The 22,367-nt window shown below is 62.5% G+C and carries 20 protein-coding genes and 3 tRNA genes; 7 read left to right on the forward strand and 16 right to left on the reverse strand.

Translation table 11 applies throughout. The features are described 5' to 3' along the window. The 3 genes from tuf to B5D62_RS18695 all read right to left on the reverse strand — a co-directional run. The coding region (gene tuf, locus B5D62_RS18685; RefSeq protein ID WP_085935461.1) for an elongation factor Tu at window positions 1–1,190 on the reverse strand (1,190 nt) is incomplete at its 3' end. A 70-nt stretch (window positions 1,191–1,260) separates the two neighbouring features. Continuing rightward, window positions 1,261–1,334: transfer RNA gene (locus B5D62_RS18690), tRNA-Gly, on the reverse strand. Window positions 1,335–1,370: 36 nt separating this feature from the next. Then, window positions 1,371–1,457 (reverse strand) — tRNA-Tyr (locus B5D62_RS18695). A gap of 147 nt (window positions 1,458–1,604) precedes the next feature. Between B5D62_RS18695 and rlmB the strand changes: the two genes are divergently transcribed. Then, window positions 1,605–2,375, forward strand: coding sequence for a 23S rRNA (guanosine(2251)-2'-O)-methyltransferase RlmB (rlmB, locus tag B5D62_RS18700; protein ID WP_085935462.1), 771 nt, complete (start codon window positions 1,605–1,607; stop codon window positions 2,373–2,375). A gap of 37 nt (window positions 2,376–2,412) precedes the next feature. Then, window positions 2,413–2,487: transfer RNA gene (locus B5D62_RS18705), tRNA-Thr, on the forward strand. Here B5D62_RS18705 and B5D62_RS18710 read toward each other — a convergent pair. From B5D62_RS18710 to B5D62_RS18730, 5 genes are all read right to left on the reverse strand, one after another. Continuing rightward, window positions 2,475–3,272, reverse strand: coding sequence for a glycosyltransferase family 2 protein (locus B5D62_RS18710; protein WP_085935463.1), 798 nt, complete (start codon window positions 3,270–3,272; stop codon window positions 2,475–2,477). The two genes, B5D62_RS18705 and B5D62_RS18710, sit on opposite strands and share 13 nt — an antisense overlap. Window positions 3,273–3,280: 8 nt before the next feature. After that, window positions 3,281–4,276, reverse strand: a complete 996-nt coding sequence (gene galE / locus B5D62_RS18715) for a UDP-glucose 4-epimerase GalE (RefSeq protein WP_085935464.1) — start codon at window positions 4,274–4,276, stop codon at window positions 3,281–3,283. A gap of 38 nt (window positions 4,277–4,314) precedes the next feature. Then, window positions 4,315–6,324, reverse strand: coding sequence for a xanthine dehydrogenase family protein molybdopterin-binding subunit (locus tag B5D62_RS18720; protein ID WP_231714879.1), 2,010 nt, complete (start codon window positions 6,322–6,324; stop codon window positions 4,315–4,317). 227 nt (window positions 6,325–6,551) lie between these two features. Next, window positions 6,552–7,013 carry a (2Fe-2S)-binding protein gene (locus B5D62_RS18725; RefSeq protein ID WP_085935466.1) on the reverse strand — a complete coding sequence of 154 codons (462 nt, stop codon included), beginning with the start codon at window positions 7,011–7,013 and terminating at the stop codon, window positions 6,552–6,554. Continuing rightward, window positions 7,010–8,764, reverse strand: coding sequence for a carbamoyltransferase family protein (locus tag B5D62_RS18730; protein WP_085935467.1), 1,755 nt, complete (start codon window positions 8,762–8,764; stop codon window positions 7,010–7,012). Before B5D62_RS18730 ends, B5D62_RS18725 begins: the two co-directional genes overlap by 4 nt. A 301-nt stretch (window positions 8,765–9,065) precedes the next feature. Between B5D62_RS18730 and B5D62_RS18735 the strand changes: the two genes are divergently transcribed. Further along, window positions 9,066–10,088: an NAD-dependent epimerase/dehydratase family protein gene (locus tag B5D62_RS18735; RefSeq protein ID WP_085935468.1), complete on the forward strand. Its 1,023-nt coding sequence runs from the start codon at window positions 9,066–9,068 to the stop codon at window positions 10,086–10,088. Between the two features lie 45 nt (window positions 10,089–10,133). Here the strand turns inward: B5D62_RS18735 and B5D62_RS18740 are convergent, their stop codons facing one another. After that, window positions 10,134–11,105 (reverse strand): UDP-glucuronic acid decarboxylase family protein, encoded by a 972-nt coding sequence (locus B5D62_RS18740; protein ID WP_085935469.1) that lies wholly within the window; start codon window positions 11,103–11,105, stop codon window positions 10,134–10,136. Between the two features lie 111 nt (window positions 11,106–11,216). On the opposite strand from B5D62_RS18740, the gene B5D62_RS18745 reads away from it, so the two are divergent. Beyond that, on the forward strand, window positions 11,217–12,776 hold the full coding sequence (locus B5D62_RS18745) for a fatty acid--CoA ligase (protein ID WP_085935470.1): 1,560 nt from the start codon (window positions 11,217–11,219) through the stop codon (window positions 12,774–12,776). 54 nt (window positions 12,777–12,830) lie between these two features. On the opposite strand, the gene B5D62_RS18750 is transcribed toward B5D62_RS18745, so the two are convergent. Next, the gene (locus B5D62_RS18750; RefSeq protein ID WP_085935471.1) at window positions 12,831–13,763 is read right to left on the reverse strand and encodes a tellurite resistance TerB family protein; all 933 of its coding nucleotides are present in this window, start codon (window positions 13,761–13,763) and stop codon (window positions 12,831–12,833) included. Window positions 13,764–13,908: 145 nt separating this feature from the next. On the opposite strand from B5D62_RS18750, the gene B5D62_RS18755 reads away from it, so the two are divergent. Then, window positions 13,909–14,973, forward strand: coding sequence for a phosphotransferase (locus B5D62_RS18755; protein WP_085935472.1), 1,065 nt, complete (start codon window positions 13,909–13,911; stop codon window positions 14,971–14,973). Between the two features lie 18 nt (window positions 14,974–14,991). Here B5D62_RS18755 and B5D62_RS18760 read toward each other — a convergent pair whose 3' ends face one another. The 4 genes from B5D62_RS18760 to B5D62_RS18775 are packed head-to-tail and all read right to left on the reverse strand — an operon-like array spanning window position 14,992 to window position 18,542. Then, window positions 14,992–15,726 (reverse strand): ABC-type transport auxiliary lipoprotein family protein, encoded by a 735-nt coding sequence (locus B5D62_RS18760; protein WP_085935473.1) that lies wholly within the window; start codon window positions 15,724–15,726, stop codon window positions 14,992–14,994. Beyond that, the gene (locus B5D62_RS18765) at window positions 15,723–16,757 is read right to left on the reverse strand and encodes an MlaD family protein (RefSeq protein WP_170921017.1); all 1,035 of its coding nucleotides are present in this window, start codon (window positions 16,755–16,757) and stop codon (window positions 15,723–15,725) included. Before B5D62_RS18765 ends, B5D62_RS18760 begins: the two co-directional genes overlap by 4 nt. Beyond that, window positions 16,747–17,568 carry an ABC transporter ATP-binding protein gene (locus tag B5D62_RS18770; RefSeq protein WP_085935475.1) on the reverse strand — a complete coding sequence of 274 codons (822 nt, stop codon included), beginning with the start codon at window positions 17,566–17,568 and terminating at the stop codon, window positions 16,747–16,749. The genes B5D62_RS18765 and B5D62_RS18770 overlap by 11 nt, the downstream gene beginning before the upstream one ends. Then, complete coding sequence (locus tag B5D62_RS18775) at window positions 17,568–18,542, reverse strand: MlaE family ABC transporter permease (protein ID WP_170921018.1); 975 nt, start codon at window positions 18,540–18,542, stop codon at window positions 17,568–17,570. The genes B5D62_RS18770 and B5D62_RS18775 overlap by 1 nt, the downstream gene beginning before the upstream one ends. Before the next feature lie 250 nt (window positions 18,543–18,792). Here B5D62_RS18775 and B5D62_RS18780 point away from each other — a divergent pair, with 250 nt between their 5' ends. Both B5D62_RS18780 and B5D62_RS18785 read left to right on the forward strand, forming a co-directional pair. After that, entirely contained in the window at window positions 18,793–19,614 is an 822-nt protein-coding gene (locus B5D62_RS18780; RefSeq protein ID WP_139373964.1) for a polyphosphate kinase 2 family protein, read from the forward strand. Beyond that, window positions 19,611–20,849, forward strand: coding sequence for an MFS transporter (locus tag B5D62_RS18785; RefSeq protein WP_139373965.1), 1,239 nt, complete (start codon window positions 19,611–19,613; stop codon window positions 20,847–20,849). Before B5D62_RS18780 ends, B5D62_RS18785 begins: the two co-directional genes overlap by 4 nt. Here B5D62_RS18785 and B5D62_RS18790 read toward each other — a convergent pair. Next, complete coding sequence (locus B5D62_RS18790; protein WP_085935477.1) at window positions 20,791–21,657, reverse strand: 23S rRNA (adenine(2030)-N(6))-methyltransferase RlmJ; 867 nt, start codon at window positions 21,655–21,657, stop codon at window positions 20,791–20,793. The genes B5D62_RS18785 and B5D62_RS18790 overlap by 59 nt on opposite strands. Beyond that, on the reverse strand, window positions 21,654–22,328 hold the full coding sequence (locus B5D62_RS18795; RefSeq protein WP_085935478.1) for a hypothetical protein: 675 nt from the start codon (window positions 22,326–22,328) through the stop codon (window positions 21,654–21,656). The genes B5D62_RS18790 and B5D62_RS18795 overlap by 4 nt, the downstream gene beginning before the upstream one ends. Window positions 22,329–22,367 lie beyond the last annotated feature (39 nt).

Below are 22,367 nucleotides of genomic sequence, written 5' to 3' on the forward strand. Positions count from 1 at the left end.
TACTTGACGATTTTGGTTACGACGCCGGCGCCGACGGTGCGTCCGCCCTCGCGGATGGCGAAGCGCAGGCCCTCGTCCATGGCGATCGGCTGGATCAGCTCCACCACCATGCGGGCATTGTCGCCCGGCATCACCATCTCCGTCCCCGCCGGCAGCGTCACCACCCCCGTCACGTCGGTCGTGCGGAAGTAGAACTGCGGACGGTAGTTCGTGAAGAACGGCGTGTGACGGCCGCCCTCTTCCTTCGTCAGGATGTACGCCTCGGCCTCGAAGTTCGTGTGCGGCGTGATCGAGCCCGGCTTCGCCAGGACCTGACCGCGCTCCACGTCCTCACGGCCAACGCCGCGCAGCAGCGCCCCGATGTTGTCGCCCGCCTCGCCGCTGTCCAGCAGCTTGCGGAACATCTCCACACCCGTCACCGTCGTCTTCGTCGTCGCCTTCAGGCCGACGATCTCGACTTCCTCGCCAACCTTCACAACGCCACGCTCCACGCGGCCCGTCACCACCGTGCCGCGGCCCGAGATCGAGAACACGTCCTCGATCGGCATCAGGAACGGCTTGTCCTTGTCGCGCGTCGGCTGCGGAATGTAGCGGTCAACCTCCGCCATCAGCTTCAGCACCGCCTGCTCGCCCAACTCCGGGTTCTTGTCCTCAAGCGCCATCAGCGCCGAACCCCGGATCACCGGAATGTCGTCGCCCGGGAACTGGTAGCTCTTCAGAAGCTCGCGAACCTCAAGCTCGACCAGGTCCAACAGCTCCGGATCGTCCACCATGTCGCACTTGTTCATGAACACGACCAGCGCCGGAACGCCAACCTGGCGCGCCAGCAGGATGTGCTCCCGCGTCTGCGGCATCGGACCGTCCGCCGCTGATACCACCAGGATCGCTCCGTCCATCTGCGCCGCGCCCGTGATCATGTTCTTCACGTAGTCCGCGTGACCCGGGCAATCCACGTGCGCGTAGTGACGGTTCGTCGTCTCGTACTCAACGTGCGCCGTCGAGATCGTGATCCCCCGCTCACGCTCCTCAGGCGCCTTGTCGATCTGGTCGTAGGCCGTGAACGTCGCGCCGCCCGTCTTCGCCAACACCTTCGTGATCGCCGCCGTCAGCGACGTCTTCCCATGGTCCACATGCCCAATCGTGCCGATGTTGCAGTGCGGCTTGTTCCGCTCAAACTTCGCCTTCGTCATGGTGCCACGACCCTCGTGATTCTTTCAGTCTTCGACAATCCGGCCTCGAAAAGTGGCCAGCCTAAAAAACTGGAGCGGGTGACGGGAATCGAACCCGCATAGCCAGCTTGGAAGGCTGGAGCTCTACCATTGAGCTACACCCGCAACTTCGAAACAGGGCTATCGCACACTGGAGTCCGTTGGTGGAGGGGGAAGGATTCGAACCTTCGTAGACGCGAAGTCGGCAGATTTACAGTCTGCTGCCATTGACCGCTCGGCCACCCCTCCGAACCTGCGGCACGCAGCGCGAGATAAGCCTGTTCGGCCCGCCGTAACGGGCGGGCGTTGCTCGCAAATCCAATGAGTTACGTCAAGGGCCAATTCCTTCTTCTCGCTCCATTTGCCCCGTTTTCTCTGTCGCCATAAAAGTCGCCTATGCGCCACCGTCCTCCGCGTCCCCCTCGGCCAGCCCGCGCTGGCCGTCAGCCAACCTGGCTCTACGGACGCCATCCTGTCCTGGCGGCTCTCGCCAATCCGGATCGCAGGGTCGAAAAAATACTGGCAACCAAGGATATAGCCGATCGCCATGCGGCTGAGTTCGGCAATCGCGTCCAAGTCGTAACACGGGAGGAACTGGCGCAGCGGCTGCCGCCGGGCGCCGTGCACCAGGGCATGGCGGCGCTTGTCGCCCCGCTGGAAGAAGCTGCACTCGAGGATATCCTGGCGCGCTGCGGGGAGGACGCGCTCGTCCTCGTCCTCGACCAGGTGACCGATCCCCACAATGTCGGAGCCGTCCTACGATCAGCGGCTGCCTTCGGCGTCGCCGGTCTGGTCGTCACTGAAAGAAACGCCCCCGCCGACACCGGCGTATTGGCAAAGTCGGCCTCGGGCGCCCTCGAACTGGTGCCACTCGTGCGCGCCGTCAATCTGGCCCGCACGCTCGACCAGCTCAAGGAGGCAGGCTTCTGGCTATACGGCCTCGACGAGCGCGGCGACACGCCGATTGGAACGGTCGACCTCCGCGGACGGGTCGGCATCGTCCTCGGCGCCGAGGGCGAAGGATTACGGCGCCTCACTGCTGAGAAGTGCGACCGGCTGGTGACGATCCCGACCACGGCTGCCCTTGCGGCCCTCAATGTCTCCAATGCTGCAGCGGTGGCGGCCTATGAATGGGCCTGTCGACGTCAAGGGCTCCATCGCCCATGACTTCGCGTGTGAACGCTGGTAGGAGGAGGCGCGGAACGCCGGGTTAGCACAGCGGTAGTGCAGCGGTTTTGTAAACCGAAGGTCGGGGGTTCAAATCCCTCACCCGGCACCAGCCTTTTTGGCAGGCGCTCGGGACAACCGGCGATCGAGCAGTTCCAACGCCAGCAGGACCTCGGCAAAAAGTCGCTGGAAGGCATAGAACCAACCGGCAATGCCGTCGAGTATCGCGCCCTTGGCGATCAGCACGTAGAAAAAGACGAGAATGGGCGCGGGCCATCCCATCCTTCGGATTTTTTCGACCATGGTCAGCCGGTCGCTTGGCGATTCGATCAGATGAACCGCCTCCCGCTGCGCATACTTCAGTTGTGACCCCAACCATCGCGTCAAGGGCTTGCGGTCGTCGTGATAGATCGGCGCCCTGAGGTCGGATACCTCGCCGGAAATCCTCACCCGGTGGCCGTGGCCCTCGTTCTCGTAATGTCCGCGGCTCACGCGATAGAGCACCACGCGCGGCGGATAGAGCGATCCCCGCAAGGATCGACCATAGATGCGGTAGGTGAATCGGGCGCGAAAGCCACCATGGGCGTCTGATGGCCACAGGGTCTGGAGCTCCGCAACCAGTGGCTCGCTGAGCTCGTAGTCGGCGTCGAGCGACAGGACCCATTCGCTGGTGATCTTCGATAAGCCGAAATTGCACTGCTCGGCGAAGCTGTCGAACGGTCGGTAGTAGACTTCGATTCGCGAATCCTTCTTGAGGATATCCAGCGTTCCGTCCGTACTGCCGCTGTCGACCACGACGATACGGTGCGCCCACCCGAGCGGCGCCAGGGTGCGCTCGATGTTCTCGATCTCATTGTAGGTGATGAGAAGCGGCGTGACGTTGTCGATGAATTCCATGCCTGATCTTAGCCGGCTTTCGCCTCGATTCTGCGCTCTCGATAATCGCTCATCCAGCGCCACGCCGTCTCGATCACGTTGTCGAGGCCGGATTGCGTCGGCGTCCATTGCAAGGCTGTCCTGGCGAGCGAGGCATCAGCAACCAGAACGGGGGGATCACCTGGCCGGCGACCTTCGGCGACGGCTTTGATCGGCCGTCCGGTGATCTCTCGCGCCCGTTCGATGACCTGGTTGATGCTGGCCCCTTGACCAGTGCCAAGGTTGTAGGCGCCAAACTGGCCCTTCTGGCAGACGGACAACGCCGCGACGTGAGCTGCCGCCAGATCCGCGACATGCACGTAGTCTCGAACGCAAGTGCCATCTTGCGTCTCATAGTCGGTGCCGAAGATGGAAATGTGGGACCGAACACCGGATGCCGCCTGCAGGACAAGCGGGATGAGATGGGTTTCGGGATCGTGCTCCTCTCCCAGGTCGCCGTCTGCATCGGCTCCAGCGGCATTGAAATAGCGCAAGGCAATTGCAGCCAGACCATGCGCGGCACAGGCGTCCCTCAGGATTTCCTCTCCCATACGCTTGGAGCGGCCATAGGGATTGATCGGATCCTGTCGGGTGCTCTCGACAATCGGAAGATGAGCCGGCACGCCATAGGTTGCGCAGCTGCTCGAGAAGACCATGGTGCCGATATCGTGCGCCCGCATCGTCTCCAGGAGCGTGATCATGCCCCCTACATTGCTACGGTAGTATTTCGTAGGCTCTGTATTCGACTCACCGACATAGGCTAAGGCGGCAAAGTTGATCACGGCTTCCGGGCGATGCTTGCGGATGGCGGCTGACAAGCCGGCTCCATCGTTGATATCGCCATGCTCGAGCGGCCCCCATCTCACCGCCCAGTCGTGACCGGTATGAAAACTGTCATAGACGATCGGCGTATGTCCGGCCTCGGCAAGTGCCTTGCATGTGTGCGATCCGATATACCCAGCACCACCGGCGACCAACACGCGCATATATGACTCCGACATTTCCTGGAATTTTACGCCATCTGCTACGCCAGCCGCAGCGGTAGGTTCCGCAGTCTCTTTCCGGTCGCAGCGAATATCGCATTTGCCACGGCCGGAGCGATAGGCGGCATACCGGGCTCACCAACGCCACCGGGCTCGGCGGCACCGCTGTCGACAATGTGCACTGCCATGACGGGCGAATCGGCCAGGCGCACGACTTCGTAATCCGGAAAGTTCGCTTGCTCGACTGCACCGTCCGACAGCGTGATCTCGCCATGGAGAGCCGCCGAAAGACCGAAAATGATGCCGCTTTCCATTTGCATGCGCACGATCTGCGGATTGACCACCAGACCACAGTCCACGGCGCAGGTGACGCGCTCGACGCGGAGCGACTGGCCCACGACCGCAACCTCCGCGACCTGCGCAACGATCGATCCAAAGGAGGCCCGCAGCGCGATGCCGCGACCGCTGCCGGCCGGCAAGGGTGTTCCCCATTTCGCTTCGCGTGCCACGGTTTCCAGCACCTTGAGGTGGCGTGGCTTGCCAGCGAGCAGCTCTCGGCGGAAAGCCAAAGGATCCTTCTTCAGGGCGTGCGCCACCTCGTCGATGAAACTCTCATCGAAAAAAGTGCTGTGGGAATGCCCGACCGACCGCCAAAAGCCGACGGGCACGGGGCCCTGCGTGACCACGGCTTCCAGCCGATAGAAGGGAAAATCATACGGCGGATTCTCTACAGCGTTGCCCTCCGGTTGATCCGACGCCGGCAGACCAAAGGCGCGGGTCGTGAAAGCGTCGCTCGACGATTGGCCAACCTGCCGTTTCGTCACCGCAGTGAGGCGCGGTGCAGGTCCCGACATGTCGAACTCCGCTCGCCAGCGCGCGAGCGCCATCGGCCGGTAGTAATCGTGGCGGATATCTTCCTCGCGAGACCACAGAACCTGTACCGGTCGTCCTGGCACCGCGAGGGCACATACGACGGCCTGGCGAACCAGGTCGGTCTCGAACCGCCGGCCAAATCCACCCCCGAGAAAGGTCGTGTGGACCGTGACATCGGAGGTGGAGACACCGGCCATTTGCGCGGCCGCCTTCCGGACGAGTGTCGGGGCCTGATTGGGCATCCAGATTTCGATTCTCTGTCCGTCGGCGCGCGCCGTGCAGTTTGCCGGCTCCATCGCTGCGTGTGCCAGGTAGGGCGCACGATAGACGGCGTCGAGCGCCTGGCTCTGCATTGGTTTGGCTTCGATCCCGAGGGTTCGCCTCAGCGCGACAGATCCTGTTTCCAGGAGGCCTTGGTACTCCGCCCAGAGCGCTTTGCTGTCGAGCGTCGGGGCCGGCCCAGATTGCCATTTTATGGCGATGCCCTCGTCCAGGAATTTATTCGCCCGCCACCAGCTCGTGCCGATCGCAGCGATGCCACCCGGAACGATGACGATCTTTTCGATGCCTTTCGGCAGCGCTCCTTTGACATCGAAGGCAATGGCGGCGCCCCCGAAAGTCGGTGCATTGCGGATCGCTGCGTAGAGTTGTCCCGGTTGGCGAACGTCGATACCGAATGTCGCCGCGCCCTGAACTTTGTCCAGTACATCGATGCGCGGCAATGGCTTGCCGAGAAGGCGGAAATCCGCGGGGTTCTTGAGGCCCGGCGCGGGCACTGGCTCCAGGTCGCCGACGAAATCCACCAGCTCGCCAAAACGGGCGACACTATCGCCGTCGCGCCGCCGGACCTCTCCTTCCGACACAGTCAATTCGTCGACGGCGATCGCCGCTTTCCGGCTTGCAGCGCGCAAAAGAAGGGCGCGTGCCACCGCCCCCGCCAGGCGCATCGGAACGAACGCGTCCCGCACGGAGGTCGAACCGCCCGTCATCGATATTCCGAGGATACCCGCGACCTTGTCCGTGGCCCAATGCGCCCCATCGACCAGTGCGCCGTGTTGCTCCGGCGAGAATGGCAGCGCATCGAGCAGGACGGTGACATTGCGATAGACGGGATCGTCCGGCGGGTCCTCGACGCGCATCTGCGTCCAGCGGGCATCCATCTCTTCGGCGACCAGCATGGCCAACGCGGTCTGAACGCCCTGCCCCATTTCCGACCGTGGCACGGCAACGACGACCGAATCGTCTCTGCCGATCTTGACCCAACCGTTCAGACCAGCCTGGCCCGGCTTGATATTGAACAGACCGCGATGCCCGAGCCGGTCCTGCTCCTGAGCGAACCACCAGCCTGCGCCGACAAAGCCAGCACCGACGATCCCGCCGATGATCGCCTTGCGCCGGCTGAGTTTCACGACGCCCCTCCGATGATCGCTGCCGCCCGATGCACCGCGCGGCGGACGGCGCTGTAGGTGCCGCAGCGGCAGATATTGGTCAGCGCCTCGTCGATATCGGCGTCGGTCGGCCGTGGCTTGTCCCTAAGCAACGCGGCAGTCGCCATGATGAAGCCCGGCTGGCAGTAACCGCATTGGGGTACCTGCTCTTCGATCCAGGCCCGCTGCACGGCGTGCAGTCGGCCGTTGCCCAGTCCTTCGATCGTTGTCACGGCCTTGCCCGCCGCCTCGCCGACCGGGAGGGAACAGGAACGCACCGCCTGGCCGTCGACATGCACGGTGCAGGCGCCGCACGCGGCGACGCCACAACCGAACTTGGGTCCAACGATGTTCAGGTCTTCCCGCAAGACCCAAAGCAGTGGCTTGTCCGCCGGAACGTCGACGTCATGGCGCGTGCCGTTGACGACCAACGCAATCATCGCGAGATGAAGGTGTCGCCCAGAACGAGCACGTCCATCTTGGTCCGCAGGAAACAGTCGATGGCTTCCTCAGGCTTGCAGACCACCGGCTCGTTCTCGTTGAAGCTGGTGTTGAGGACGATCGGCACGCCCGAGAGCTCCCGGAACGCGGAAATCAATGCCCAATAGCGTGGATTGGCTGACCTCGTGACTGTCTGCAATCGGCCGCTCCCGTCGACATGCGTGACGGCCGGGATTTCTTTGCGCTTCTCCGACCGGATCTTGAACACCTGCATCATGAAAGGCACGTCGTCGTCGGTCTCGAACCAGTCCTTCACCGACTCCCGCAAAATAGAGGGAGCGAAAGGCCGGAAGGACTCGCGACGTTTGATCTTGAGATTGAGGATGTCCTTCATGTCACTGCGACGCGGGTCGCCCAGGATCGAGCGATTGCCAAGCGCTCGCGGTCCCCATTCCAGGCGTCCTTGAAACCATCCAATGACCTTGCCTTCGGAAATCGCCTGCGCTGTCCGCGCACACAGTGCCGCTTCATCGTCGATCTGCTCGATCGTGCAATGTTCGGCGTCGAAGTCGGACTGGCGGGCCGCGATCGCGCCGGCGATCTGGGCGGGCGTCGCCGACGGCCCCCAATAGGCGTGATCCATCACGAAATGGCGGCGTGCCTTGTCGCCCTCGACCTTGTGCCAGGTTGCGAAGGCCGCGCCGATCGATCCCCCGGCATCGCCGCCCGCCGATTGGATGTAGACTTTCTTGAACGGCGATTGTTCGAAGATCTTGCCGTTGGCCACGGAATTGTAGGCGCAACCGCCTGCCAGCACCACGGCGTCCGTCCCGTAGCGCTTGTGCACGGCACCCAGCAGATTGAAAAAGGCCTTCTCGTAGGTCGCCTGGGCGGAGCGGGCGATGTCGCGGTGACGGTCCTCGAGCGGCGCCGATGGATCGCGGGCTGGCCCGAGCAATCCGGTTATGCGCTCATTCCAAAGCTGTCCGCCTGATGGGATGCCGTCCTTCACCTCGTAGTTCGCCCCCTGGCCCGAAGCGTGGCGGAAATAGCGGAGATTGAGTTCGAAAGTGCCGTCGTTTTTCAGGTAAATCAGATCGCCCATCTGGTCGACAAAATGCGGCTCGCCATAGGGAGCAAGGCCCATCACCTTGTATTCGTCACCGTAATGCGGGAAGCCGATGAACTGGGTCATGGCCTCGTAGAACACGCCCAGCGAATGGGGAAAGTACACACCCCCGTCGACGGCTAGCCTGCTGTCCTCGCCCAAGCCCCAGGCGGCGGACGAGAAATCGCCGAATCCGTCTACCGACACCGCTACGGCTCGAGGAAATGGCGACACCAGAAACGCGGACGCCAAGTGGCAAAGATGATGCTCCACGGCGTGGACGGTGCCGCGGAATTCCTGCTCAGGCAGATGATCGCGCAGGTTGCCGGCAATGTCGGTACGTTCGCGGCGCGCCTGAAGGCGCTTCAGCACATAGCTGGGGCTTATGCCGGACGTGAGAATGAAAGCGAGCTTGCGCCAGCGGTGCGCGCGGTTGTCGGTATTGACCGCCACATGCGCCACGTCCGCCAAGGATATCCCGGCCTCGGCCAGGCAATAGCGGATCGACTCGCTCGGAAATCCGCCCCAGTGCTTGATGCGTCGAAACCGCTCTTCCTCGACGGCGGCAACCAGCTCCCCATCCTTGACCAGGCAGGCCGCAGCATCGGCGTGGTAGGCGTTCAGTCCGAGAATGTAGGTCATCCCGGCTGAGTTATCTCCCGCCGTGAAAATAACGCAAGTGCGGCGCCGCGGCGGAGCCAATAAAGATCGACTCTAAGCCTCGAAGATCACTGCAATTTTTTGCGCCAACTCTGTGACCATGACAGGCACCGGGCTCCTTCGGAACGTCGGACAGCTTGACGGCCGCGCTTTGCGCGCGCAAACGGACACTCCGCGCAGAGGTTCCGGTCGTCCGGGACCCCGCGACGGCTGGCGACTTGGTCGCAAGTCTTTGAAAATTCAGGCAATTTGCCCCTCACGCGTCGATCGAAAGGCTTTGTCTATGTCCAAGGATGATCTTGTGGTCGTCACCGGCGCCGGTGGATTCATCGGTGGCCATCTGGTTCGGGTGCTCCAGCAACGCGGCCACACCAAGATCCGCGCAGTCGATGTGAAGCCGCTCAACGAGTGGTATCAAAAGACCCCGGGCGTTGAGAACCAAGTCGGCGATCTGGCCCTGCTCGAGCCGTGCCGGGCCGCGGCCAAGGGCGCCCGCATGGTCTACAACCTGGCCGCCGATATGGGCGGCATGGGCTTCATCGAAACCCACAAGGCGGAGTGCATGCTGTCGGTGCTGGTCAGCACGCACATGCTGGTCGCCGCCAAGGAAGCCGGTGTCGAGCGGTTCTTCTATTCGTCCTCCGCGTGTGTCTACAACGGCGACAAGCAGACCGACGCCAACGTCACTGCCCTCAAGGAAGAGGATGCCTATCCCGCGCTGCCGGAGGATGGTTACGGCTGGGAGAAGCTCTTCAGCGAGCGCATGGCCCGTCATTTCCGCGAGGATTACGGCATCGCCACCCGCGTCGCCCGCTATCACAACGTCTATGGGCCGGAAGGCACCTATGACGGCGGTCGCGAGAAGGCCCCGGCCGCGATCTGCCGCAAGGTCATCCAGGCCAAGCTTTCCGGCAAGCACGAGATCGAGATCTGGGGTGACGGCGAACAGACCCGCTCCTTCATGTATATCGATGACTGCACCGAGGGCACGATCAAGCTGGCCCAGAGCGACATCATCGAGCCGCTGAACATCGGCAGCGACGAGCTGGTCAGCATCAATCGCTTGGTCGATATCGTCGAGAACATCGCCGGCGTGAAGCTCAAGCGGCACTACAATCTCAACGCGCCCAAGGGCGTGCGCGGCCGCAACAGTGACAACACGCTGATCAAGAAGCTGATGCACTGGGCACCGTCGATCCGCCTCGAGGATGGCATGGCCAAGACCTACAAGTGGATCTACGACGAAATCGCCTCCGGCAAGGCCTCGGTGGTGAATGCTCTGCCGCGGGCCGTTGCCGCTCAGTAACGGCCAGATAAAGAGCGGGCCTGTCGGTGCAGGCCCGCAGCAGCCCTAGCGGCCGACGCGGCTGACAGCCTTGTTGCTCTTCAGCAGACCATCGAAATAGGCGATGGTCTTCGTCAGGCCTTCATCGAGGGCCACCTTCGGTTCCCAACCAAGCTTCTCCCGCGCCAGGGTGATATCCGGGCAACGCTGCATGGGATCGTCCACCGGCAGAGGTTGAAAGATCAGCTTCGATTTGCCGTTCACGAGCTTCAGGACCTTTTCCGCGAGGTGCTTGACCGGCATTTCGACTGGATTGCCCAGATTGACCGGGCCGGTGAAGTCGTCGGCCGTATGGTCCATCAGGCGGATCCATCCCTCGATCAGGTCGTCGACATAGCAGAAGGCGCGGGTCTGCATGCCGTCGCCGTAGATGGTGATGTCCTCGCCCCTCAGCGCCTGGACGATGAAGTTCGAGACCACGCGCCCATCGTTCGGATGCATGCGGGGACCGTAGGTGTTGAAGATGCGGGCGACCTTGATCCGCAGCTTGTGCTGGCGCCAGTAGTCGAAGAACAGGGTCTCGGCGCAACGCTTGCCTTCATCGTAGCAGGCACGCGGTCCCAACGGATTGACGTTGCCGCGATAACTCTCGACCTGCGGATGAACGGTCGGGTCACCATAGACCTCGCTGGTCGAGGCCTGGAAGATCTTGGCACGCACGCGCTTGGCGAGCCCGAGCATATTGATGGCGCCATGCACGCTGGTCTTCGTCGTCTGCACCGGATCGTGCTGATAGTGGATGGGCGAAGCCGGACAGGCGAGATTGTAGATCTCGTCGACCTCGACATAGAGCGGAAAGGTCACGTCGTGACGCATCAGCTCGAAATGCGGGTTGTCCATACAGGCAGCGACATTGTCCTTGCTGCCGGTGAAGTAGTTGTCGACGCACAGCACGTCGTTCCCGGCCCGCAGCAGCCGTTCGCAGAGATGTGAGCCCAAAAAGCCCGCCCCGCCCGTCACCAGTATTCGCTTGCCCATGACACCCCAGAAGACCTTTCTCGAAGGCGAGACTAGGCGATCAAACTCTTGAAATCACTCCCAATCCGTCGCACTCCAGACGCCATAAGACAGGATAGGGAGTAGCGCACCATGGGCATGCAGATGGTCGGCCTTGCCGACATCGTGCGGACGCACGCGATTGGACAAGGCGCGGCGGTCGCTCTCGTTCATGACGGCCGACCGACGACCTATGGCCATCTGCATCAAGCCTCAAATCGAGTGGCGCAGGGCTTGATTGCTGAAGGTATCCGGCCGCAGTCCCGGGTGGCGCACCTGGACAAGAGCAGCGATCTCTTCTTCGACCTGCTGTTCGGCGTGTCAAAAGTCGGCGCGGTCATGGTTTCGGTGAACTGGAGGTTGGCCGCACCGGAAGTGCTCCACATCGTCAATGACGCCGATGCCGAGATCCTGTTCGTCGGAGAGGAGTTCTTCCCGGTCATCGACGAGATCCGCGACCAGCTCCGCAGCGTCCGCGAGATCGTGGCCCTGTCGGGCGTCCACCCCGGATGGGAGCCCTTCGCGCGCTGGCGCGATCGCCATCCGAACATCGACCCACAACATCCAGCCAAAGCCTCCGACACTGCGGTCCAGTTCTATACGAGCGGTACGACGGGCCTCCCCAAGGGAGCCGAGCTCACCAATTCGAACTTCGCCTCCATGTTCCGATATTGGTCGCGGAGCTGGCAGCTCGAGCCCGGCAGACGCAGCATCGTCTGCCTCCCCATGTTCCATATTGGCGGAGCGGGCTGGGGAATGGCTGGTCTCTACGCCGGCGCCACGAACTATGTCGTGCGCGAATTCGTGCCGGCGCAGATCCTCGATATCATCCAGAGCCATCGCATCGAGGTAGCCCTCTTCGTTCCGGCCATGATCCTGTTTCTGCTCCAGGCACCGCAGGTTCGGGAAACCGACCTGTCGAGTCTTCAGCTCATCGTCTACGGCGCTGCGCCCATTCCGGCAGAGCTGCTCAAGCAGGCCATGGCTGTCTTCGGATGCGGTTTCCAGCAGGTCTACGGACTGACCGAAACGACTGGCGCCATCACGCTTCTGCCGACGGAAGACCATGATCCCTCCAATGCCAAGAAGCTTCTTTCCTGCGGCTATGCCCAGAAAGAAGTGGAGCTGCGCATCATCGGTGACGATGGACGCGACCTCCCGCCGGGCGAGGTCGGGGAAATCGCCGTGCGTTCGCCGCAAGTCATGGGTGGCTACTGGAAGCTGCCGGATGCCACCGCGCGCGCCGTCAAAGGCGACTGGTTCCTGACTGGCGATGCCGGTTATCTCGACGACGAGGGCTATCTCTACATCTACGACCGCGTTAAGGACATGATCGTCTCGGGCGGCGAGAACATCTATCCTGCCGAGGTCGAGAGTGCGCTGTTCGGTCACCCCGCGGTCGCAGACGTAGCCGTGATCGGCGTGCCCGATGAACGCTGGGGCGAAGCCGTCAAGGCGGTGGTGGTGACGAAACCGGGCTCGGTCGTGACGGCCGCCGAACTCATCGACTGGGCCCGATCACGCATTGCCGGCTACAAACTCCCCAAGTCCATCGACTTCATCGACGCGCTGCCGCGCAATCCGACCGGCAAGATCCTCAAGCGGGAGCTGCGTAAGGCTTACTGGAGTGACAGGACGCGGCAGGTCAATTGAGATCCGCAAGCGGCGGCTTCATCCGAAGCCGCCGACTTCTATCATTCAACCAGGCTATCGCCGTCCGCCGAAGCTATGGCCGGCACCGTAGTTGCCGCCGTTATAGCCGCCGCTGGTGTAGGACCGGTTGGCGGCATAACCGGCGCCGTTGTAGGTCGCTCCGTTATAGCCCGCGCCGTTATAGCTGACGGTTCGAGGCTGGCCGCTGTTCCAGCCGTGTTGCGTCGAGGCCGTGGGCGCCGGGGCGCCGGTAGCGGGAGCCCCGCCATTATGCTGCCAGCCGCCGCCAGCCTGGCCGTACCCGTTGCTGCCAGGCGTGTTCCCCTGGTAGCCCGAGCCGGTGCCGTGCTGCCATCCGCCCTGACCGGGATTGCCGTTCCAGGAATGCTGTGAACCCGGCGTGGGCTGTCCGGGCTGACCGCCATTCCAGCCATGCTGACTGTTCTGGTCCCAACCGTAGTGATTGCCGTTCCAATTGTGGTCACGGCCCCAATCCCGGCCATCCGCCTGACGACGATCCCAGCCGTCGCGGTCGCGGTTCCAGTCGCGCCGATCGGCATCGTGTCGATCCCACCCCTCGCGACCTCGATCGCCGTCGCGCCCGCGCCAGGCATCGCGATCATGCCCGCCGCCATCGCGCCCCCAACCGTCACGACCACCGGAAGCCGTCCTGTCGTTGTGGGTGTCGCGGTAGATCTCGCGGCCCTCATGGTTGGTCATGCCGTCGATACGCTGACGCTCCTGCGGAGAGACATGGCCGTCCGCCTCGGCATAGGACTGGGCTCGGTTGATGCTACGTTGGCCCTGCTCCAGACGGGCTGTCTCGCCCGGTGTAAGTTGTCCGTTGCTGACACCGTGGCTAATCCATTGCTGCTGCTCGGCTTGGCGCTGATCGATGCCGTACATCGATTGCGCATACGCACCGCCACCAACGAGCAGACTGCCCGCCGTCAGCGCCGCGTAAGGCATGTGGCGAAGTTTCGACATGAGGTCCTCTGGGCGTGTTTCGGCGGCACCGAGGTGCCACCTTAAGAATCGCTACGCCGACCTCCCTACAAACATCCCTCGAAAATGTGATGGGAGATGTTAGAAAAGCCGTCTCCTAAGGAAACGCCACAGAGAAGTCACAGCGATGTCCCAGTTGCCGCCGAACCTTACACCAGTGCGCGAAGCGCATCTGTTCGATGAGGCCCGCCTGGCCGAATATATGACCGACAACGTCGAGGGCTTCCGTGGTCCGATTCGGGTTCTCCAATTCGAAGGCGGCCAAAGCAATCCGACGTTCCATCTGACGGACGGCAGCGAGCGGATGTACGTGCTGCGCAAGAAGCCCCCCGGAAAGCTTCTGCCCTCGGCTCACCAGGTCGATCGCGAATACCGCGTTATCAAGGCGCTCTCGGACCACACCGACGTGCCGGTGCCGAAGCCTTACGCGCTTTGCCAGGACGACAGCGTGATCGGGACTGCGTTCTACATCATGGAGTTCCTGCCGGGGCGCATCTTCGCCGACGTGAAGATGGCGGATGTCTCGCCAGCCGATCGCGGAAAGATCTTCGACTCGATGAACGACGTGCTGGCTCGCATCCACAACGTCGACTACCGCGCGGTCGGCTTGGGCGATTATGGCCGCGAAGGCCAGTATATCCCGCGCCAGATCGCCCGCTGGTCAAGCCAGTATGACCTCTCCCAAACGGAGCACATCGAGTCGATGGAGCTCCTGAAGAAATGGCTGCCGGCGAATATTCCCCCGGGTGACGAGACGCGCATCAATCACGGCGACTACCGGCTCGGCAACACGATCGTCCATCCGACCGAACCGCGCATCATCGCGGTGCTCGATTGGGAATTGAGCACGCTTGGCCATCCGTTGGCCGATCTCGGCTACAACTGCATGATGTATCATTTCGGCGAAGGCTTCGGCGCCTCCGGCGGCTACGCTGGCATGGATCTGAAAGCGTTCGGCATTCCGAGCGAGCAGGAATACCTTGCCGCCTATGCCCGTCGCACCGGTCGGGCAGGCATCGACCATTGGGATTTCTACCTGGCCTTCTCCCTGTTCCGTCTCGCGGCGATCGTGCAGGGCGTTTACAAGCGCGGGCTGGACGGCAATGCGTCCTCGACGACGGCCACGAAGTACGGCAACCGCGCCAAGGCAATGGCCGATCTCGGCTGGTCGATGGTGAAGGCGCGCGCCTGACGGGGCGCGCGAAAGATCTCAGGATTCGTCGGCGAGCGGCACCATTGAGGTGTCATTGCCAACCGGGCAATTGGCGCTGTCTATCACCATGTTCGCGGGGTTGCGATATTTGTCGATATCGTAATAGGTCGACTCGGTCGGCGCTTTCGGCGGCGGCGTCCGCAACGTCCAAGCCACCAGTCTCTTGATCACGCTGCCGAGCGCCTGGTCGAAGGCCTCGACGATTTTCGGCACCTTGTCGGCACGGGCCCGCACACAACGCTCGAAAGTGGCCTCGCCGATGATCTGGCGCTCCGGCATCTGCACGAGCTTTGCAACGATGCGCACATGGACGATCGGCGTGCCGCCATAGAAGTACATCGCCTCGAAGTTCCGCAGATCCGGCTGCAGGACGTAATTGGCCCGCAATCCGATCGACTCACGGGCTACAGCCAGGATCTTTCGCGTGTTCTCGAAGGAGTCGACGATGCGGGTCTGGACCATCAGCGGCGCCCGGTCCGTCCAGGCCGTCTTGGCATAGTAGTCGAAGGACGTCGGCGATTGGGCGAGCGCGATGCGCCCGGTGTTGAGGTTGGCCGCGGCGGCCGGTACCTCCACTGCCAGCTGCCAGCGGACGGACGGCAAATCCGGATCGAATGTGCTCTTCGGAGTGACCTGATACAGATCCGTGGGCTCTTCAGCAGCCTGGATCAGCTGGCAACCGGAAAGCAGCATGGCGGCTGCTATCGCCACCATGGCCCAACGCAAGTTCATTTCGGCGTGTATCCCTGCTTGCCGCTGAATACGAATCCGGCAGGATCGCGCTCCAGCTTGGTGGCGATGACGTTGAGGTTGGCCGTCAGCTCGCGCAGCTCACGGATTGCCAGCGAGAGTTCCGTCAATCCAGTCTCGGAGAATTGCTGTATCGGGCCGCGGCTTCCTGCCAGCAGCTTGTTTACCTGATTCGCCGCGCCGTTGATGTTGGCGAGTGCGACCTTGGCCTCGCTGATGGTCTTCGCCAGTTCACCGCGCTCCTTGCCCGCCAGCGCCTTGCGGGTCGCCTCGTCCTGGGGGCCGAGCTCCATGGCCATGAGGCCAAGCGTATCGGACAATCGATCAAGCTTGGTAAAGGTGTTGCGGAACTCCGCGATTGCGACCGGCAACTCGGACAATGTCGACTGGATCGCAGGATCCTGCTTGGCGATGCCACCGGTCACGGTCGAAATATTCCGCATGGTATCGCTGAAGGCGGTGAGGTTGTCCTCGCTCAGGAGCTCGTTCAACCGATCCACGGTCACACTCGCCTTGGACAGGAGTTCCTGCGCGGTAGTCGAGGTGGCTTGAAGGAAGGAGGCACCTTCGCGGATCTCGGGATACGGCTTTTCGCCGAGCTTCTTCTTCGGCTTGATCTCGTCCGATTCGAGACGCCCCACGATCTGGATGTAGGCGGCGCCGGCGATGAACGGCTTCTCGAAGACTGCGTAGGACCGTTCACGGATATCGATGTGGGAATCGACCGCGACCGTGACTTCGATCTTCTCGCTGAGACGCTCCCGCCCGGTGCTGCGCTGAACGTCGCGCCGCGATGTCAGCTCGATGTCCTGCACACGACCAACCCGGAGGCCGCGATAATAGACCGGTGAATCGATGGTCAGGCCCTGGACATCACCCGAAAAGAGAATGACGTAGTAGGCATAGGAGGTCTGGTCGCCCTCCCGCAATTTCCAGATCACGAAGCCGACCAGCGACGCGACGAACAGGATCATCGCCGCGCCGATCAACACATAAGGCGATTTATTTTCCATCGGACGACGCTTTGTCCTTCTGCCGGGCTGCCGCCCGTCCGCGCGGTCCATGGAAATATTCCCGGACCCAGGGATGATCGTAGGCCAGCAATTCGTCCATCGTACCCGCTACCACGCGCTTGTCGAGAAGGACCGCGACCCGGTCGCAAATGGCATTCAGGCTGTCAAGATCGTGGGTAACCATCAACACTGTGAGGCCGAGGCTCTGCTGCAGGCTCCTGACCAGTTCGTCATAGTGGGAGGCACCGATCGGATCGAGGCCGGCGGTCGGCTCATCGAGAAAGAGGAGTTCCGGATCGAGCGCGAGTGCGCGGGCAAGGCTGGCCCTTTTCCGCATGCCACCGGAAAGTTCGGATGGCTTCTTCTCGCCAGTATCAGCCGGCAGACCAACGAGGGCGATCTTGAGCGCGGCAATGCAGCGCATGGCCTCCTCATCGAGACCGGCATGCTCGCGAATGGGAACCATGATGTTCTCGGCCACGGTAAGAGACGAAAACAAGGCACCGTCCTGGAACTGGACTCCCGTATGCGCATGAAAATCATGCTCGGCCTTGCCGTGCAGGCCACGGCGATCGACTCCCAGAACCTCGATCCGGCCATGGCGGGCCGGATTCAGGCCGATGATTGTGCGAAGCAGAACCGATTTGCCGGAGCCCGATCCGCCGACCAGCCCGACGACCTCGCCCCGGAACATGTCGAAGTCGAGTTTGTCGTGGATGACATGATCGCCAAACTGCGTGCGCACGTCGCGCAGCCTGACGATCACCTCCCGTCCGTTACGATGGTCGACAAGTTGTCCACCGTCGGCCATCACACGCCTGCCAGCAGGAAGATGATGGAAAAGATCGCGTCCAGAACGATGACGCAGAAGATGGATTCGACCACGGACCGCGTCGTCAACAGCCCCACGCTCTCCGCGCTGCCGCGCACCTGCAGGCCTTCGAAACAGCCGATCGCCGCGATGATCATGCCGAAGACGGGCGCCTTGATGATACCAGTATAGAAGCTCCAGATTCCCACTGTGTCGCGCAAACGCGCGAAGAACTGCACGAAGGTGAAATCGAGATAGATCGTGCAGGCGACGGCACCGCCCAGCAGTCCGGCCATATCGCCCCAGAACACCAGCAGCGGCATGGAGATCACCAGGGCAAAGATGCGCGGCAATACCAGCCACTCGATGGGATTGAGGCCGATCGTGCGCATGGCATCGATCTCCTGATTGACCTGCATCGTTCCCAGTTGGGCGGTAAAGGCACTGCCGGAACGGCCGGCGACAATGATTGCCGTGAGCAGGACGCCCAGTTCCCGGAATATGCCGATTCCGACCGCTTCGACCGTGAAGGTCTCGGCCCCGAACTGCCGCAGCTGCTGAACGCCCTGATAGGCTATGACGACACCGATCAGGAAGCACAGCACCGCAACAATCGCGAGCGCCTTGATCCACACCTCGTACATCTGTCCCACCACCGCGGTGGGCCGAAATCGCCTGGGCTGCATGAAGGCCCCGGCCAGCACGACCAGCGTCTCGCCGAAGAACGCGCACAGCGCGATGATCTGATGGTAGAGGTCGACCAGGCTATGGCCGACCTCGCCAAGCCAGTGCGTCAGCCAGTTGACCTTTGGCTCCGGCGGCGTCGCCACCATGTTGGTCTGCACGACACGGAACAGATCGGCCTGGCCCTGTTCCCGGGTCCGAAATTCGATATCCTTCTCGTTACCGGCAAGCTGCAGCAGTTCCAGGACACCGGCTGTATCCAGACGCTCGACGTGGGTGAGATCGATCAAACGGGGTTTGCGGGTCGATCCGGCCGGGGATGCCTGCCTCCGTCTCCGCCGGAGCGTGCGAATGCTGAACACGGTCCAGGTGCCGGATGCTTCGAGGACCGGCGTGCCGTCACGGTCGACGTAGCGAAAAGTGGGATGGGCGCCAGCCATTGGAGACAGGATTTGTCACGACACACGGTTGCGCTGTCAATCGGCATACGCGAATTGCGCCGCCGCCGATGCACTGGCACCATCCGGCCCGGAGGCGCAGATGGGCAAATGGCCGATCCTCGACCGGCTGGAGATGAACGAGCATCCGGTCGACGAGGAAACCTACGAACGAAAGCTCAAGAAACTCCAGAACAGGCTCCTCGACCTCCAGGTCCACCACATGCGGACGGGTGGGCGGGTCATCATCGGCATCGACGGTTGGGATGCGGCCGGCAAGGGAGGAGCGATCCAGCGGCTGATTTTCGGCCTGGAGCCGCGTTCGACCCATGTCTGGCGCATCGGGGCGCCGACTCCCACCGAGCAGGGACGCCACTATCTTTGGCGCTTCTGGGAAAGGCTCCCGGCCCCTGGCAACTGGTCGATCTTCGACCGTACCTGGTATGGTCGTGTGCTGGTCGAACGCATTGAGGGCCTTTGCGATCCGGCCGCCTGGAAACGCGCCTACCGCGAGATCAACGAATTCGAACGCCAACTCACTGACGATGGCGTGCGTATCGTCAAGCTCCTCTTTCATGTCAGCGAGGAGGAACAGAAACACCGCATGATCGAGCGGCTCGACAAACCCCATAAGAGACACAAGTTGGGTGTCGAGGATTTCCGCAACATCGCCAAACGCAAGCAGTATCTGGAAGCTTACAAGGACATGCTCGACAAGACCGATACGGATTACGCACCGTGGCATGTCATCGCCAGCGACAACAAGCGGCAGGCGCGGCTCGCCTGTCTCGCGATCGTGGCCGACGCTATCGGGCAAGGCGTGAAGATCACGGAGAACACGCTCGATCCCCGCATCGCCGAGGCGGCTTACAAACTCTGGGGCTGGAAGCCCGCCGACAAGAGGAAGGCTCGGGACAGGAAGTGACCCGAACCCGCATTTTCGCCGGCTGGTGGGTCGTGGCCGGCGCCTTCCTCTGCATGTCGACTGGATTCGCGATCGTCTATTCGTTCGCCGCTTTTTTCAGTTCGCTTGAAGCAGAATTCGGGGCACAGCGCGGCGAGACCTCATTGGTCTTCTCGATTTCGGCCTTTCTTTACTTCTTCCTGGGTTTGCCGGCCGGCTTGATCGGCGATCGAGTTGGACCGAGGCCCGTTGTCATTGGAGGGCTGCTGGTCGTCGCGCTGGGGCTCGTGGCCGCGGCCGGGGCACACTCGCTGTGGCAGGTTTATCTCGGCTACGGGCTTGGCGTTGGCGTCGGAGTCGGCTTTTCCTACGTGCCGAGCGTGGCAGCCGTCCAGCGCTGGTTCGTCCGCCGCCGCGGCACGGCGAGCGGCATCGCCGTGGCCGGCATCGGCGTCGGCACCCTGATCGGCGCGCCACTGGCACACGAATTGATCGCGTTCATCGGCTGGCGTCAGACTTATCTCGTCCTCGCCGGTATAACGGCCGTCGGCGCCATCGTCTCCGGCCTTCTGGTGCGGCCCGATCCGCATCTCTACGACCTCGCTCCCGATGGCGATCCGCCGACGGCGGGAATGAGACATAGGCCAGCGGGGGGCATCGTCTTGTCTGATGCCGCCCGCACCGGCCCGTTCTGGGCGGTCTATGCCAGTGCGCTCCTGATGTCGTTTGGCCTGTTCGTTCCGTTCGTCCATCTCGTGCCTTACGCTCGAGACCTTGGCTTGAGCACGGGGTTCGGTGTCATCCTGATCACCTTGCTGGGCGTCGGCAGCACCGTCGGCCGGTTCCTGTTCGCCGCGATCACGCCCTGGCTCGGACGTCGGCTTTCCTTTGCCACGATGCTGTTGGGCGCGGGATCGATGTCCATCTTCTGGTCGTTCTCCACGAACGCATCAATGCTGGTGATTTTCTCGCTCCTTTTCGGCGCCTTTTATGGCGGGTTCGTCGCCATTGCGCCGTCGCTGGCCGCGGACTATTTCGGCGGTCGCTCCTTGGGAGCGATCATCGGCGCCCTCTACAGCGGCGTGGGTATTGGCGCCCTCTTCGGCTCGCCTGCTGCCGGTTATGCCTATGATTTTTTCGGCTCTTACAAAGGCGCGATCCTGGGCGGCGCCTTTCTCTGCTTCATCGCCTTTGCCATCATGCTGATGGCGCCGGAACCGGCGAAGTGGCTGGCCAAACGCGAATCGTCGGCCTGACGTCCGGTCCGAGGTGAGAAGCAATCCAGGGCAAAGCCTCCCGCATCGCCTCTTCGAACTTCCACGGCGGATTGACGACGGCCAGTCCGCATGCCGACAGCTTTCCCGACTCGATCGTAGGCCCGAGGTTCAGTTCGAGCGTAACCAACTTGAGATCGGTGAGCCCAGCGATGAAGTCCTTCGCGGCGTCATCCTTGATCGGATACCAGATCGCATAACAGCCCGTCGCGAAGCGCCGCAGCCCCTGTCGAAGCCCGCGAAGCAGGCGCTCGAATTCATCCGGCACTTCGAACGGTGGATCGATCAGAACCAGTCCCCGCCGCTCCGGCGGTGGCAATAGGGCCTTCAAGGCGTGATAGCCATCGGCCTGGCGAATCTCGACGGCACGATCACCGGCGAACTCGCGCTTCAACGCCAAGCCATCCTGGGGATGGAGTTCACAAGCGACAAGACGATCGCCTGGCTGCAAAGCCGCCCGGATCAGCCGCGGCGAACCGGGATAGTGCCGGAGGCGAGGGCCGGACGACCCGAACTTTCGATCATAGGCCGAGACCGCAGCCAGATAGCGCGCGACCGCAGCCGGCATTCCGGCCCGGGCTGCCGTCTCGAGGCGAAGGACGCCCAGTTCGGCTTCGCCGGTACGCGTCGCGAAGCCGTCGCTCAGATCGTAGCCCCCCGCGCCGGCATGCGTGTCGAGCACAAAGAGCTTCTTGCCCTTGGCCGTGAGAAGCCGAACGAGTTCGACCAGCGCGACGTGCTTCAAGACATCGGCGAAGTTTCCGGCGTGATAGCCGTGGCGATAGTTCATCGGGCCGCCATGGCGACAGTGTTGCAGGCGCCGAAGGGCCTGTCCTTGAGAAGACCGGCCGCCACCAGGGCAGCGCGATCGGGCGGGCAGAACTCCGCAGCCTTGTCATCGAGCTCCTGCAAGGTCCGTGGGAATTTCATGATGCAGCCATCCGTCCTCAACCCTGCCAATACGGCGATCGATTTCAGCATCAGCTTGTAGAGCCGATCGCCGGTAACATCGGAAACCCGTTTGCGCGACAAACCGGCATCACGCGGCATCAAGCGGATGATCGACACGACACCGACGCCCGTTCCGTCCAGGAAGGTATTGGAGAAGACGTAATTCAAGCCGGTCGCCTTCAGGTCGTAGGGCAAGATCAGATATCGAAAGGCATTGCCACGATCCGCCGCCGTGGCCTGGTCGAAGGCGGGACCGACGGTCTCTACTCGGAGCTGGCTGGGAGTGGCGAGATCTGCCTGTGTGAAACGCATGTCGATCTCCGCCGCACGCACCTTGGGAACGAGTACGCGGCCGAGTTCGCAGACGAGTCCTTCGACGAAGTCCGCGTTCGTTACGGCCGAATGGACGTAGATCACGATTTCGTCAGGCGCGACCAACGTTTGGGCGAAGCCGCATCGCGCGGAAAGAATGATGCCGGCGGCCAGCAGAAAGGCGAACGAACGACGCATGTCCCGGCCAGTTTAGCCGCAGCGCCCCATGTCTGTCAG

The organism is Enhydrobacter aerosaccus, from assembly GCF_900167455.1.
Classification (GTDB): Bacteria; Pseudomonadota; Alphaproteobacteria; order Reyranellales; family Reyranellaceae; genus Reyranella; species Reyranella aerosaccus.

What these genes read in the sequence shown, in the direction of transcription:
- B5D62_RS18770 (WP_085935475.1), bottom strand. Translation starts at nt 17,568, where the DNA reads ATGGCCGACGGTGGACAACTTGTCGACCATCGTAACGGACGGGAGGTG.
- B5D62_RS18720 (WP_231714879.1), bottom strand. Translation starts at nt 6,324, where the DNA reads ATGCTGGTCGCCGAAGAGATGGATGCCCGCTGGACGCAGATGCGCGTC.
- galE (WP_085935464.1), bottom strand. Translation starts at nt 4,276, where the DNA reads ATGCGCGTGTTGGTCGCCGGTGGTGCTGGGTATATCGGATCGCACACA.
- B5D62_RS18780 (WP_139373964.1), top strand. Translation starts at nt 18,793, where the DNA reads ATGGGCAAATGGCCGATCCTCGACCGGCTGGAGATGAACGAGCATCCG.
- B5D62_RS18755 (WP_085935472.1), top strand. Translation starts at nt 13,909, where the DNA reads ATGTCCCAGTTGCCGCCGAACCTTACACCAGTGCGCGAAGCGCATCTG.
- B5D62_RS18725 (WP_085935466.1), bottom strand. Translation starts at nt 7,013, where the DNA reads ATGATTGCGTTGGTCGTCAACGGCACGCGCCATGACGTCGACGTTCCG.
- B5D62_RS18730 (WP_085935467.1), bottom strand. Translation starts at nt 8,764, where the DNA reads ATGACCTACATTCTCGGACTGAACGCCTACCACGCCGATGCTGCGGCC.
- B5D62_RS18760 (WP_085935473.1), bottom strand. Translation starts at nt 15,726, where the DNA reads ATGAACTTGCGTTGGGCCATGGTGGCGATAGCAGCCGCCATGCTGCTT.
- B5D62_RS18745 (WP_085935470.1), top strand. Translation starts at nt 11,217, where the DNA reads ATGGGCATGCAGATGGTCGGCCTTGCCGACATCGTGCGGACGCACGCG.
- B5D62_RS18790 (WP_085935477.1), bottom strand. Translation starts at nt 21,657, where the DNA reads ATGAACTATCGCCACGGCTATCACGCCGGAAACTTCGCCGATGTCTTG.
- B5D62_RS18710 (WP_085935463.1), bottom strand. Translation starts at nt 3,272, where the DNA reads ATGGAATTCATCGACAACGTCACGCCGCTTCTCATCACCTACAATGAG.
- B5D62_RS18750 (WP_085935471.1), bottom strand. Translation starts at nt 13,763, where the DNA reads ATGTCGAAACTTCGCCACATGCCTTACGCGGCGCTGACGGCGGGCAGT.
- B5D62_RS18765 (WP_170921017.1), bottom strand. Translation starts at nt 16,757, where the DNA reads ATGGAAAATAAATCGCCTTATGTGTTGATCGGCGCGGCGATGATCCTG.
- B5D62_RS18735 (WP_085935468.1), top strand. Translation starts at nt 9,066, where the DNA reads ATGTCCAAGGATGATCTTGTGGTCGTCACCGGCGCCGGTGGATTCATC.
- B5D62_RS18740 (WP_085935469.1), bottom strand. Translation starts at nt 11,105, where the DNA reads ATGGGCAAGCGAATACTGGTGACGGGCGGGGCGGGCTTTTTGGGCTCA.
- rlmB (WP_085935462.1), top strand. Translation starts at nt 1,605, where the DNA reads ATGCGCCACCGTCCTCCGCGTCCCCCTCGGCCAGCCCGCGCTGGCCGT.
- B5D62_RS18795 (WP_085935478.1), bottom strand. Translation starts at nt 22,328, where the DNA reads ATGCGTCGTTCGTTCGCCTTTCTGCTGGCCGCCGGCATCATTCTTTCC.